This is a genomic window from Shimazuella sp. NTD250, assembly GCF_059510375.1.
In genome coordinates this window covers 733528-745720 of sequence record NZ_JCAJZS010000001.1, presented here as the reverse complement: position 1 = coordinate 745720, position 12193 = coordinate 733528, and the positions used below count along the sequence as shown (strand labels likewise).

Genomic DNA, 12193 nt, shown 5'->3' with positions numbered 1-12193 from the left:
CGTCCTGCCCCGTTGGCACGATGTGTGCCCAGATCAAGCGGAATAGATCCAATTGGATTTGCTCACGCTCTGTCTGTTTCAACAGAGTGAAGAAGAGCTCCCTTGGGCAACTCGCAAACGCGATGACGACAGAGTGACGGAGTGTTACCTGTCCCTTGTGGGGGTTGGCGGTTCTTACCGTCTCGATGACTTGGGTAAGTAGGGTCTCTACTACCTCCGACTGTGTCCTCATAGCTGAACCTCATTGTTCGAGTGTGGACTTAGTATCATTCTAATAAAAGTGGGAATAAAAAGAAATAATAGAAAAATGAATAAATGTAATTTGCTTTTTGGAAAACAACATGAAATAACCTGGTACCAAAACTATAAATCTAACTATTGCTTATGCTATACTGGAGGCAATGTTTACATATTGGGGTGAACGGATATGAGTATTAATCGTGCGCAAGTGGAGCATGTGGCGAAACTTGCTCGATTGTCGTTGTCAGAAGAAGAAAAAACACAGTTTACAAGTCAATTAAACGATATTCTCCAGTTTGCGGAGAAATTAAATGAATTAGATACGGAGAATGTGGAGCCTACCAGCCACGTTTATCCCGTTACGAATGTGATGAGAGAAGACGTTGTCAAGCCATCACTCGATAGAGCAAAAGTATTGCTGAACGCGCCTGATCAAAAAGATGGTCTTTTCCGTGTTCCTGCGGTGTTTGAAGAATAGGAGGAAATAGTTTGTCCATACGTGAAATACATCGTCAATTAGCAAAAAAAGAACGTAAAGTAACTGAAGTAGTAGAAGAGTCTTTAACAAAGATCAAAGAAGTTCAACCGGAAATCGGTGCTTTTCTCGCGATCAATGAAGAAGGTGCGAGAGGAGCAGCAAAGAAGTTAGAGCAAAAATTGTCTGCAACTTCTGAACGCGGTTTACTTGCCGCTATTCCTGCTGGAGTAAAAGACAACTTGGTTACAGAAGGAATCATCACTACTTGTGCAAGTCAATTGTTAGCCAATTACCAACCGATTTACAACGCGACAGCAGTGGAGAAATTACTCGCTTCTGACGCTATTATCATGGGGAAAACCAATATGGATGAGTTTGCAATGGGATCATCCAATGAAAATTCTGGCTTTTATCCAGTGAAAAATCCATGGGATACAACCCGTGTTCCCGGAGGGTCTAGTGGTGGTTCAGCCGCTGCGGTTGCCTCTGGTGCAGTGACATTTGCTCTTGGATCAGATACAGGAGGTTCGATTCGTCAACCTGCTGCTTTTTGTGGAATTGTTGGCTTAAAGCCTACCTATGGTCGTATTTCTCGCTTTGGTTTGGTCGCTTTTGCATCTTCTTTGGATCAAGTTGGACCAATTACGCAAACAGTAGAAGATGCAGCATATGTACTGCAAACCATTTCCGGTTATGATGAGTTGGATTCTACTTCGGTCAACAAAGAAGTTCCTGATTATTTATCCGCTTTAACCGGTGAAATCAAAGGATTAAAAGTAGCCGTTCCTCGTGAGATGCTCGGTGAGGGGATTGACTCTGGGGTTAAAGAGCAGATTGAAAAAGCGGTAAAACAACTCGAAAAACTCGGTGCACATATTTCGGAAGTATCGCTCCCAAATTTGGAATATGCAGTTGCTACTTATTACATACTTGCACCAGCAGAAGCCTCTTCTAACCTTGCTCGTTTTGATGGAATTCGCTATGGTGTCCGCCAAGGGAAAAATTTGCTCGATATATATGAGCAAACGAGAAGCCAAGGATTTGGTGCAGAAGTTAAACGCCGTATTATGTTAGGTACATACGCACTAAGTTCCGGTTACTATGATGCTTATTATTTAAAAGCACAAAAAGCTCGTACCTTGATCAAACAAGACTTTGATAACATCTTCGCAGAACACGACGTTATCGTAGGACCAACTGTCCCGACAACAGCGTATCGCATTGGAGAAAAAATTTCTGATCCGTTGACCATGTATATGGATGACCTATGCACCATTCCGATGAATTTAGCTGGACTACCCGCTATCAGTGTGCCTGCTGGATTAGCACAAGGTCTGCCTGTAGGGCTGCAAATCATCGGAAAGGCTTTTGCAGAAGAGACTGTGCTTCGCGTTGCTCATGCGTATGAGCAAGCGGCTGGCCGTCTTGAAATGCCTGCGTTAGGGGGAGTGAGAGCATGAGCAAATATGAAACAGTAATCGGATTAGAAGTACACGTAGAACTTGCTACCAATACAAAAATCTTTTGTGGATGTTCTACTTCCTTTGGTGCACCAGCAAATACACAAACTTGTCCCATCTGTCTTGGACACCCGGGCGTATTGCCAGTACTCAATAAACAAGCGGTAAACTTTGCGATGAAAGCTGCAATGGCTCTCAACTGTCAAGTTGCCGAAGATACAAAGTTTGACCGAAAAAATTACTTCTATCCTGATTCACCAAAAGCGTATCAAATCTCGCAGTTTGATAAGCCGATCGGTGAACATGGGTGGATTGATATCGAAGTAGATGGAGAAACAAAACGAATTGGCATTACACGTCTCCACTTAGAAGAAGATGCAGGGAAGTTAAATCACGATGGAGACGATTCATTGGTCGATTTCAACCGTGTTGGTGTTCCGCTGATCGAGATTGTATCTGAACCGGATTTGCGTTCTCCTAAAGAAGCAAAAGCTTATTTGGAAAAGATTAAGTCTATCATTCAATATACAGATGTCTCCGATGTGAAAATGGAAGAAGGCTCCTTGCGTTGTGATGCAAATATCAGCTTGCGTCCAGTTGGTGAAGAAAAATTTGGTACCAAAACCGAGTTAAAAAACTTAAACTCCTTCCGAAATGTGGAACGTGCTTTGGAGTTTGAAGAAGTTCGCCAAGCAGAAGTCTTGGATGATGGGGAAAAAGTCATCCAACAAACATTGCGCTGGTCAGAGGAACAAAATACGATCAAAATCATGCGTTCCAAAGAAGAAGCTCATGATTATCGTTATTTTCCAGAACCTGATCTCGTGCGTCTGCGCATTGATGAAAAATGGAAGAAAGCTATTTTCGCTGAGCTTCCAGAGCTGCCGGACAAACGAGTAGCTAGATACAAGTCTGAGTTTGGTTTACCTGCTTATGATGCTGGAGTACTTACTTCCACTCGTGCTTTAGCAGACTTTTTTGAGGATACAGCAGCAAAAGGAGCAGATCCCAAGCTAGCTGCCAACTGGTTACTGTCGGAGGTGCTCGGTTATCTCAATAATCAGGGACTGGAATTGAAAGATACACCACTAACTTCTGTACATCTGGCTGAGATGATTACTCTGATTCAAAAAGGAACAATAAGTAGCAAGATAGCAAAAGACGTCCTAAAAGAAATGCTGGCAACTGGAAAAAAACCGGCAGCGATTGTGGAAGAAAAAGGCTGGGTACAGATTAGTGATGAAGGTGCGATCAAAACAGCTGTTGTCGAAGTATTGAATGCAAACCCAAAAATCGTAGAAGAGTTAAAAAGCGGTCGTGATAAAGTACTAGGATTTTTGGTTGGACAAGTGATGAAAGCTACCAAAGGAAAAGCGAACCCACAACTAGTAAACCAATTGATCCGTCAAGAAGTAAATCAATAAAAGTAAGTCCAAAGAACTTGATCCCATAAGCTTGTCCCAGATGGGACGAGTTTTTTTCTGGGGAAAATTTTATTATAATGGTTCTTATTAAATAATCTTTCTCATAAGTGAAGAGATGTTATAAGATCTGCTGTCATATGTAGGTATTCTGTCCCATATGGGGAGACTGGGGAGAAGAGGTTGTTGGTATATTTTTTATTTACTTTAATTGGTATTTATCTTCTATCAGTAAATTCGCTAATTGCCATCTTATTTTTTATTCTGTCTTTGCAGCCGTTGTTTCGTTTGATGGAGAGAAGAGGACAGCCTTTCTCGCATAAAGCGTATTTATTATTATGTCTTGTATATATAGGAACAGGGTTATTTTCTATTAGTATGTTAGGAATTGCTTATATCGGAATGGGTATTGTACATATCTTTTTCGCTATTAATACTTGGTTGTCTTATCAACAGATGAAAATCGATCAGCGGGAGGACAATGAAGAATGAAGAAACAAGGTGTCCTTGTTATTTCGCACGGTTCTAGCAGTAGGAATTGGGTCGAACAAGTAGATGCATGTATAAATCTGGTGCAGCTTGATGTACCTGTTGTTGCTAGCTTTCTGGAAATGGTAGAAAATCGAACAATCGAAGATGGAATACTTCATCTAGAGCGTTTAGGTGTGACAGAAATAGTAGCTATCCCGCTATTTGTCTCTTCTGGGAGCACTCATATTGAAGAAATTCGCTACCTTTTGGGATTGGAGCAAAATCCTCGTATACCAATGGATGAGGAGCCGATTAGGCACCGAGCTTCTATTCGGCTGTTAGCTCCAATGAATGATCATCCTTATATTGTAGATATATTGGCTGAACGCATTCATGCATTGTCAACAAATACTTTAAATGAAAAAATCCTCTTAGTAGGTCATGGAAGCGACTTACCTTGGTTTCAAGCAGAATGGGAAAAAGTAGCAGATAAAATTGCAAGTCAATTGCAAGATAAAATAGATGCTAAATCCATATCGTATGCTTTTACGCTGCCTGACACATTGCGAGCGAGTCTCGAAGAGGAAAGCAAAGAGAATACAGTTGTTTTATTACCTTTATTTTTGAGCGAAGGGTATTTTACAAGGAAGAAAATACCAGCTCGTGTAGAAGGGTTATCTTATAAGTATGATGGTAAAGCATATTTACCTCATCCAAACGTATCAAAATGGATTGAAGCAGTAGCAAAAGAAAATTTATCCGCTTAGGGGAGTAAATGATGAAACAAAAGCCACCTGTGCAAAAAGGACAAATAATTGAATGTAAGGTTCATGGATTTGGACACAGTGGGACAGGTGTGGGTAGATATGAAGGTTTTGCTGTGTTCATCAGTGGAGCACTGCCAGGAGAACAGGTTAAAATCCGGATTACGAAAGTGAAAAAGACATTTGCAGAAGGGGAACTGTTAGAGGTACTTACTGCTCATCCCGAGCGCATCGAGCCGATCTGTCCTCATTTTGACAGTTGTGGTGGTTGTCAGTTGCAACATATATCCTATACAGAAGAATTAAAGTTAAAGCATCAGCAAGTAGTCGATCAATTGGAGCGAATAGGTTTACTACAGGATGTAACGATTCATCCAGTTAAAGGAATGGAGAATCCATGGAGCTATCGCAACAAAGTGCAGATTCCCTTTTCAACAAAAGATGGAAAAGTGGTAGCTGGTTTTTACCAACTCGGTACTCATCAAGTGGTCGATATGGAAACATGTTTTATCCAAAATGAATTGCAAACAGAATTAACCAAAAAAATAAAAACACTAGTGGAAACATTACGTATTCCAATCTATGATGAAACGACACATACAGGGATTCTTCGGCATGTTCTTCTTCGTCAAGGGGTTCATACAGATGAATTGATGGTAGTACTTGTGACAAATGGGGTGAAACTGCCTCACAAAGAAACGTTGATTTCGGAGTTAAGACGTTCTTTTCCAGTTATTACTTCCATCCAACAAAACATTAACACTGCTCGTACGAATGTTATTTTGGGCAAAGAAAATAAGTTGCTGTGGGGGATGCCTGTTATCTATGATACCATTGGCAAAATTCGTTTTGCGATTTCACCCCATTCGTTTTTTCAAGTCAACCCTACACAGACAGAAGTATTATATGAGCAAGCAAAAACCTATGCGAATCTCACTGGAAGAGAAATTTTGATAGATGCTTATTGTGGTATTGGGTCTATATCTTTGTATTTAGCGGATAAAGCAAGAAAAGTATATGGAATGGAAATTGTCCCTGCTGCGATCGAAGATGCAAAACAAAATGCAGCCCTTAATAAAATAAAAAATGCTCACTTTGAATTGGGAAAAGCAGAAGAAATTCTTCCCAAGTGGCAAGGAGAGGGTTGGTATGCCGATGTAATCGTCGTCGACCCGCCGCGAAAAGGTTGTGAAGAGGCCTTTTTGGAGGCAGCATCGAAAATCCAACCCGAGCGGATTGTTTATGTTTCTTGTAATCCCGCTACTTTTGCCCGAGATGCCAAATATTTGAGTGAACATGGGTATCACTTGCAAGAAGTACAGCCTGTTGATATGTTCCCTCATACAAGCCATATAGAAGTGGTTGGTCTGTTTACTTTGCAAGTATGAAGTAGTAGACAAAGACGACACCAAGTATGATTGCGATCAGATAGATAATGCTAAGTAGAATCAATGTGTTTTTTCTACTTTGGTCATAGCGTTGATTATGTTGTTTGTTTTGCGTTCTTCCGAGCTGGAAGGTAGCAATCAAGGCAAAAACACAGATGAGAATAATAAAGATAAGCCCATAAGTAAATATAATCATAACCCCCATAAGTGAGTGAAAGTTAAAAAGAGGCTTCCCTAAAGAAGCCTCTTTTTATTGATTATTTCTGTTCCGAGACTTGCACTTCTTGCATTTTTTCTCCTTGTTTCATGTTTAATACATGTTCCAAGCCAGAAGTAACCTTTCCAAAAACCGTATGTACACCATCTAAGTGGGCTTGATTTTCATGAACGAGAAAGAATTGAGAGGAGCCTGTATCTTTCCCTGCATGAGCCATCGATAATGCGCCAGGTACATGTTGATGAGGGTTTCCTTCAGTTTCACATTTAATGGTATATCCAGCTCCGCCAAACCCGGTTCCCTGAGGGCATCCTCCTTGGCTTACAAAACCCGGGATGACTCGGTGGAAAGTAAGTCCATTGTAGAAACCTTCATCTGCTAATTTTTTAAAGTTTGCTACTGTATTCGGTGCAGCTTCTGGATAAAGTTCAAACTCAATCTTTGCGCCGTTTTCAAGTAGAATTTGACCTGTTTGCAAGACTATCATCTCCTTCACCAGACATATTAACATAAAATAGAGCAGATGGAAAAACGGCATAATTGTTTCTGTAATATTAGTTTGTATGTAGGTTGCAGGAATGAGGGAAAGTGGAAGAAGGTTAATAGGGTGAATGTGTTTATCCTATCTGGGAAGGTTAAATAAAATTTCATCATTAAGCAAGGATTCTAGTCTAAAGAAAATGGTTTTCTTAATGGGGATTCTTGCTAGATCCACAAATGTATCAAAAAGTTTTTGCTTATTGTAATTCAAATTTACTGGCTCGCCCCCCTCTTGCCACTGGCAGGAGGGGGGCGAGGAGATTGTCCTTATGAACCTTCCTGAGATTTTTCCGCCTTAGCCTTAGCTTCGGCGTCTCTCATGGCATGTACAAGGACTGTCCTGGGGACAACGACGATGATGGCATCGGGACCCATGTATTCGAAGACCTCTTTGGGGAGGTTTTCGAGTTGTCCGGGGGACACATAGGTACCCATCACAGCCACGGCAGGTGCGTTGTCCACTGTCGGGTCAGGTCGCCGGGGTTGCGGTGGCATCCTCGGTTTCCTGCAGGAACTGGCCAAGGGTCAGACCCGGAATCTCGAAGACATCCGGGCAGGTCTGACCGTTGACGGACTGATGTTTTCCTCTTGCCGGGGAAGTGGGGGGGACCCCCAGCCTTTCCAGCATGATCGTGCCGAGCAGACTCATCCTCTTCTCTTTCTCTTGAGGTGGAATCTTCTGTGGGACTAGTCCCGTATTCATTATACCATTTTCCGATTATTAAGATATGTATGATACAACACAAATAACTTGTAAATAGTTTAATCAAATTGCATATTTTTGATTATCTTAAACAGACAGTGGAAACTATTACGATGGGGGTGGAGACTTAATGGTCAGAGATAAGTGGAAAAAATCAGGCAAAGATAGAAAGAAAATCACCTTATTTAATCACAGTTCATTATGTTTACATTTACGATAGAAACCAATTCAAATCAAATACAGAGAGATAACTACCTTTAAATCCGACTAATCGAATCGTATTTATTTACTTTTAAATCGGAATAAAGTATTATTTATAAGAGGTAAGAACCGTGAATAGAGAGGATAATGGTGTCTACCACGTTAGTCACGCTCGCTCATCCAGATGATGAGATTGCAGTTGGTCCTGGTACCATCGCTCATCTCGTAGCGCTTGGTGAACGCGTAGTACTTTACTACGCTACCTTAGGAGAGGGTGGTATCTCGGGTTATCGAAAAGCTTTTGGGGAGGAAATCTCTCCAGATGAGCTGGCGGAGGTGCGCTCCCGCGAATTGAGTCGCGTGGCGAATCTTCTGGGAGTGAGTAAGGTAATTGTCCGGGATTTTGGGGATGGAAAGCTGAATTTCCAGAAGGAACTTCTTCAAAAAGATATTCTTGAGGTTCTGGAGCAGGAACGCCCTGATAAGGTGGTTACTTTCCCCCCATCTGGTTTGACATACCATCCGGATCACATGGCGGTCAGCCAATGCACCACTGAAGCTGTGGTCCAGTATTCAGGAGAGACACAGCTGTTCCATCGTGTAATCAAAGACCACTGCGGTGTAGTCAATGTCGTGCATGATGATCTCCCCGCAAGGTACCGGGTATCTGTCGAGAAGTACTGGGGTATCATTTACGATGTGATGTACACACATAAAACACAGGTACGATCAATGGACCTCCTTTTTCCGGCTCTTCGAGAAGGTAGAGGAGCCGAGGATTTGTGGCCATATGAGTACTTTGCCGCTGTCCCGATCAAATAAAATAAATATGTGTGACAGCGGCCCGCCCCTTTCTCTTAAGCAGTCGATGCGAAGGAGAGAGGGGCGCTGTCTTTTTAAATAGTATAAAATGGAGGAAATAAATAATTCCAAGTGAATCACTATGTTTTGTTTTTGTAAATGCATTTTTGGTAGCCGTGCGATAAATTCAAAAATCTGATAATATTTGTGGAAAGGTTTTATTTGCATTCCACGAATAAATGCAAGCAAACATGTTGAACGGAAGCGGGAGGACCCATATGCAGCTTGATAAATTGAGCAGAAGAGAAGTGGAGCAGTTGTTCCAAGCTATCTTAAATTTAAAGTCGATGGATGAATGTTATTTATTTTTTGAAGATTTGTGTACCGTTGGAGAAGTGAAATCATTATCCCAACGATTAGAAGTAGCAAAGATGCTGCGAAATGGAAGTACATATACACAAATTGAGAAAGAGACAGGGGCAAGTACTGCAACTATATCAAGAGTGAAAAGATGTCTTGCCTACGGCATGGACGGTTATCATTTGGCATTAGACCGTATAGAAGGAAAGGCATAAGAACAAAAGGCGACTTTTTTTAGTCGCTTTTTTGTTTGTTTAAGAGTGTATAATGATAGCGGAGGTTTTTGAGATGTTACGAGAGCGAGTAAAAGCACTTCGACATGTATTTAAATTAGACCCTGCTAAACCGATTTCAGAAAAAGCGATACAGATGCTTGCGACATCAGGTACGGATGCGATATTAGTTGGAGGGACAGACGGGGTTACGTTTCAAAACACAGCTGTTCTCCTATCTCAACTGCGAAATTATGCAATCCCCTGTTTTCAGGAGATATCCACTCCTACTTCATTCGTACCTGGTTTCCAAGGTTACTTTACTCCCTCTGTGTTAAATACAGATGAAGCAAAATGGATTTTGGGGATACATCATCAGACCATAAAAGCATTTGGTTCTTTTGTTCCTTGGGATAAAGTCTTACTAGAAGCTTATGTCGTGTTAAATTCAGAAGCAAAAGTGGCAAAAAGGACAAATGCGAACACAAATTTACAAATTGAAGATGTAATCGCTTATGCTCAGATGGCAGAATGGTTGCAAATTCCCATTTTTTATGTAGAATATAGCGGAACGTATGGTCGAGTAGATATCGTCCAAGAAGTATCGGCTGTTTTGCGTCACACTCGTCTATGTTACGGTGGTGGTATAAGAAGCCAAAAACAGGCTGAGGAGATGGCGACATGGGCAGATATGGTAGTAGTTGGGAATCTCATCTATGAAGATGTAGTACAAGCAATACATACAGTGAAATGGGTAAAATCGACAAAAAAGAGAGGAGAAAGTTAGGTGCAATCGACAACGATTTCTTTAGAAGGTTTAAATGATGAACAGAGACAAGCTGTGCTCACAACAGATGGTCCATTGCAAATCATTGCAGGGGCAGGAAGCGGAAAAACAAGGGTGCTTACTCACCGTGTTGCGTATTTATTGGGGGAGAAACGAATTCATCCTTGGAATATATTGGCGATAACTTTTACCAATAAAGCAGCAAGAGAGATGAAAGAGAGGATCGCTAAACTGATCGGTTCCGTCGCTCAAGATATATGGGTATCTACTTTCCACTCGATGTGTGTACGTATTTTACGGAGGGATATTGACCGGATTGGATATGCAAATAGTTTTACCATCCTCGATACTTCCGATCAGTTATCGGTGATCAAACAGATTTTAAAAGAAGAAAATATGGACCCAAAGAAATTTGAACCTCGCAGCTTACTCTTTCAGATCAGCCAAGCGAAAAACCAATTGATCGATGTGGATATGTATCGATCAACTGCTTCAAGTTTTATGGAGCAAATCGCTGCACAAGTATATGAACGATATCAGCAAAAGCTGCGAACCAATGAGTCCCTTGATTTTGACGATCTTTTGATGGTTACGGTTCGATTATTCCAACAGGTTCCTGAGGTTTTGGACTATTATCAAAAGAAATTTCAATATATTCATGTTGATGAATACCAAGATACAAACCACGCCCAGTATATGTTGATGAAATTATTAGCAGAAGGTCATAAAAATATTTGTGTGGTTGGTGACTCGGATCAATCTATCTATCGTTTTCGTGGTGCGGATATCCAAAATATCCTTCGCTTTGAACAAGATTACCCTGATGCGAAAGTGATCAAGTTAGAACAAAACTATCGTTCTACTAAACATATTTTAGAAGTGGCTAACCAAATTATCGCCAATAATACCGAACGCAGACCCAAAAATTTATGGACAGATAAAACAGAAGGAGAAAGAATTTCCCTATTTATTGCTGAAAATGAGCAAGAAGAAGCTTATTTTATCGTAGATACGATTGCGAGACTGAGCAAAGAAAATAAAACCTACCAAGATTTTGCGATATTGTATCGAACCAATGCCCAGTCGCGTGTACTAGAGGAATTTTTACTAAAAGCGAATGTTCCCTATCAAGTAGTTGGTGGGATTAAGTTTTATGAGCGAAAAGAAATTAAAGATATTTTGGCTTATCTCCGTGTCGTTGTTAATCCACATGATGATATCAGTTTGGAAAGAATTATTAATGTGCCAAGGCGTGGTATTGGTGCTACAACGATGGACAAGATACGAGCATATGCCGCAGGCGAAGGAGTTTCTCTTTTTTCGGCCATACTGGAAGTAGACTATATCGATCTGACCAAAAGGGTGAAAGATTCACTTACTGGGTTTGTCCAGATGATTCAAGCATTTCATGGCATGGCTGACTATTTGTCGGCTGTTGAGATGACAGAAGAGATTTTATCTCGTTCGCAGTATCGAGAAGAGTATAAAAAAGACAAGACGATCGAAGCACAGGCCAGATTGGAAAATATCGATGAGTTTCTCTCCGTTGCAAAGGAATTTGAAAAAAGAAATGAAGATAAGAGTATTCTGGCATTGCTTACAGAACTAGCTTTAGTGGCAGAAGTAGATAATGAACCGGTAGAGACGGACAGCGTATCATTGATGACAGTCCATAGTGCAAAAGGGTTAGAGTTTCCACATGTATTTATTGTCGGAATGGAAGAAAATATTTTCCCACACAGTCGTTCATTAGAAGATGAAGTGGAAATGGAAGAAGAACGCAGACTTGCTTATGTTGCAGTTACTAGAGCTGAAGAAATGTTATACCTTTCAAGAGCAAGAACTCGTACTTTATATGGGTTTACAAGTATGAATACCGCTTCTCGATTTTTATCGGAAATCTCTCCTGATCTATTACTAGAAGTAGGAAAGACAAATCCTAAAGTACAAAAAAGAGTAATAAATCGTCCGACCCCGCGACCTATCGGAACTTGGACGGTAGGCGATCAAGTAAATCACAAGAAATGGGGATTAGGAACAGTTGTCAAGGTAGATGGCGAGGAGCTAAATATTGCATTTCCAGCTCCGGTTGGGGTGAAAAAATTACTCGCTCAATTTGCCCCGATTGAAAAAGTGTAGGGAGGATTTTT

At 41.0% G+C, this 12193-nt stretch carries 14 protein-coding genes; 11 read left to right on the top strand and 3 right to left on the bottom strand.

The annotated features are described in order from the left end of the window. Positions 1-52 precede the first annotated feature (52 nt). The 7 genes from AC5WOF_RS04000 (at position 53) to rlmD (ending at position 6222) form a co-directional block, all read left to right on the top strand. A complete protein-coding gene (locus AC5WOF_RS04000) occupies positions 53-202 on the top strand; it encodes a hypothetical protein (protein WP_496048642.1) in 150 nt (49 codons plus the stop codon). A 225-nt stretch (positions 203-427) separates the two neighbouring features. Next, the gene (gatC, locus tag AC5WOF_RS03995) at positions 428-718 is read left to right on the top strand and encodes an Asp-tRNA(Asn)/Glu-tRNA(Gln) amidotransferase subunit GatC (protein ID WP_496048641.1); all 291 of its coding nucleotides are present in this window, start codon (positions 428-430) and stop codon (positions 716-718) included. Between the two features lie 11 nt (positions 719-729). Then, positions 730-2178 carry an Asp-tRNA(Asn)/Glu-tRNA(Gln) amidotransferase subunit GatA gene (gene gatA / locus AC5WOF_RS03990; protein ID WP_496048640.1) on the top strand — a complete coding sequence of 483 codons (1449 nt, stop codon included), beginning with the start codon at positions 730-732 and terminating at the stop codon, positions 2176-2178. Then, complete coding sequence (gene gatB / locus AC5WOF_RS03985; protein ID WP_496048639.1) at positions 2175-3602, top strand: Asp-tRNA(Asn)/Glu-tRNA(Gln) amidotransferase subunit GatB; 1428 nt, start codon at positions 2175-2177, stop codon at positions 3600-3602. The genes gatA and gatB overlap by 4 nt, the downstream gene beginning before the upstream one ends. Positions 3603-3785: 183 nt before the next feature. Then, the gene (locus AC5WOF_RS03980) at positions 3786-4091 is read left to right on the top strand and encodes a hypothetical protein (RefSeq protein WP_496048638.1); all 306 of its coding nucleotides are present in this window, start codon (positions 3786-3788) and stop codon (positions 4089-4091) included. Beyond that, positions 4088-4837 carry a sirohydrochlorin chelatase gene (locus AC5WOF_RS03975; RefSeq protein ID WP_496048637.1) on the top strand — a complete coding sequence of 250 codons (750 nt, stop codon included), beginning with the start codon at positions 4088-4090 and terminating at the stop codon, positions 4835-4837. The genes AC5WOF_RS03980 and AC5WOF_RS03975 overlap by 4 nt, the downstream gene beginning before the upstream one ends. Before the next feature lie 8 nt (positions 4838-4845). Further along, on the top strand, positions 4846-6222 hold the full coding sequence (gene rlmD, locus AC5WOF_RS03970; protein ID WP_496048636.1) for a 23S rRNA (uracil(1939)-C(5))-methyltransferase RlmD: 1377 nt from the start codon (positions 4846-4848) through the stop codon (positions 6220-6222). On the opposite strand, the gene AC5WOF_RS03965 is transcribed toward rlmD, so the two are convergent. The 3 genes from AC5WOF_RS03965 to AC5WOF_RS03955 form a co-directional block, all read right to left on the bottom strand. Continuing rightward, complete coding sequence (locus AC5WOF_RS03965; RefSeq protein WP_496048635.1) at positions 6206-6418, bottom strand: hypothetical protein; 213 nt, start codon at positions 6416-6418, stop codon at positions 6206-6208. The genes rlmD and AC5WOF_RS03965 overlap by 17 nt on opposite strands. Positions 6419-6479: 61 nt before the next feature. Beyond that, entirely contained in the window at positions 6480-6917 is a 438-nt protein-coding gene (locus tag AC5WOF_RS03960) for a peptidylprolyl isomerase (RefSeq protein ID WP_496048634.1), read from the bottom strand. A 531-nt stretch (positions 6918-7448) separates the two neighbouring features. Beyond that, positions 7449-7628, bottom strand: coding sequence for a hypothetical protein (locus AC5WOF_RS03955; protein WP_496048633.1), 180 nt, complete (start codon positions 7626-7628; stop codon positions 7449-7451). 405 nt (positions 7629-8033) lie between these two features. Here AC5WOF_RS03955 and AC5WOF_RS03950 point away from each other — a divergent pair, with 405 nt between their 5' ends. From AC5WOF_RS03950 to pcrA, 4 genes are all read left to right on the top strand, one after another. Further along, positions 8034-8705 carry a PIG-L deacetylase family protein gene (locus tag AC5WOF_RS03950; RefSeq protein ID WP_496048632.1) on the top strand — a complete coding sequence of 224 codons (672 nt, stop codon included), beginning with the start codon at positions 8034-8036 and terminating at the stop codon, positions 8703-8705. 257 nt (positions 8706-8962) lie between these two features. Continuing rightward, positions 8963-9259: a YerC/YecD family TrpR-related protein gene (locus AC5WOF_RS03945; protein ID WP_496048631.1), complete on the top strand. Its 297-nt coding sequence runs from the start codon at positions 8963-8965 to the stop codon at positions 9257-9259. Between the two features lie 73 nt (positions 9260-9332). After that, positions 9333-10043, top strand: coding sequence for a heptaprenylglyceryl phosphate synthase (gene pcrB / locus AC5WOF_RS03940; protein ID WP_496048630.1), 711 nt, complete (start codon positions 9333-9335; stop codon positions 10041-10043). Further along, positions 10044-12182, top strand: a complete 2139-nt coding sequence (gene pcrA, locus AC5WOF_RS03935) for a DNA helicase PcrA (RefSeq protein WP_496048629.1) — start codon at positions 10044-10046, stop codon at positions 12180-12182. Positions 12183-12193: the final 11 nt, after the last annotated feature.

Coding starts and splice junctions, on each gene's coding strand:
- AC5WOF_RS03965 (WP_496048635.1), bottom strand. CDS start 6,418: ATGATTATATTTACTTATGGGCTTATCTTTATTATTCTCATCTGTGTT.
- AC5WOF_RS03945 (WP_496048631.1), top strand. CDS start 8,963: ATGCAGCTTGATAAATTGAGCAGAAGAGAAGTGGAGCAGTTGTTCCAA.
- AC5WOF_RS03975 (WP_496048637.1), top strand. CDS start 4,088: ATGAAGAAACAAGGTGTCCTTGTTATTTCGCACGGTTCTAGCAGTAGG.
- gatC (WP_496048641.1), top strand. CDS start 428: ATGAGTATTAATCGTGCGCAAGTGGAGCATGTGGCGAAACTTGCTCGA.
- gatB (WP_496048639.1), top strand. CDS start 2,175: ATGAGCAAATATGAAACAGTAATCGGATTAGAAGTACACGTAGAACTT.
- rlmD (WP_496048636.1), top strand. CDS start 4,846: ATGATGAAACAAAAGCCACCTGTGCAAAAAGGACAAATAATTGAATGT.
- pcrB (WP_496048630.1), top strand. CDS start 9,333: ATGTTACGAGAGCGAGTAAAAGCACTTCGACATGTATTTAAATTAGAC.
- AC5WOF_RS03955 (WP_496048633.1), bottom strand. CDS start 7,628: ATGAGTCTGCTCGGCACGATCATGCTGGAAAGGCTGGGGGTCCCCCCC.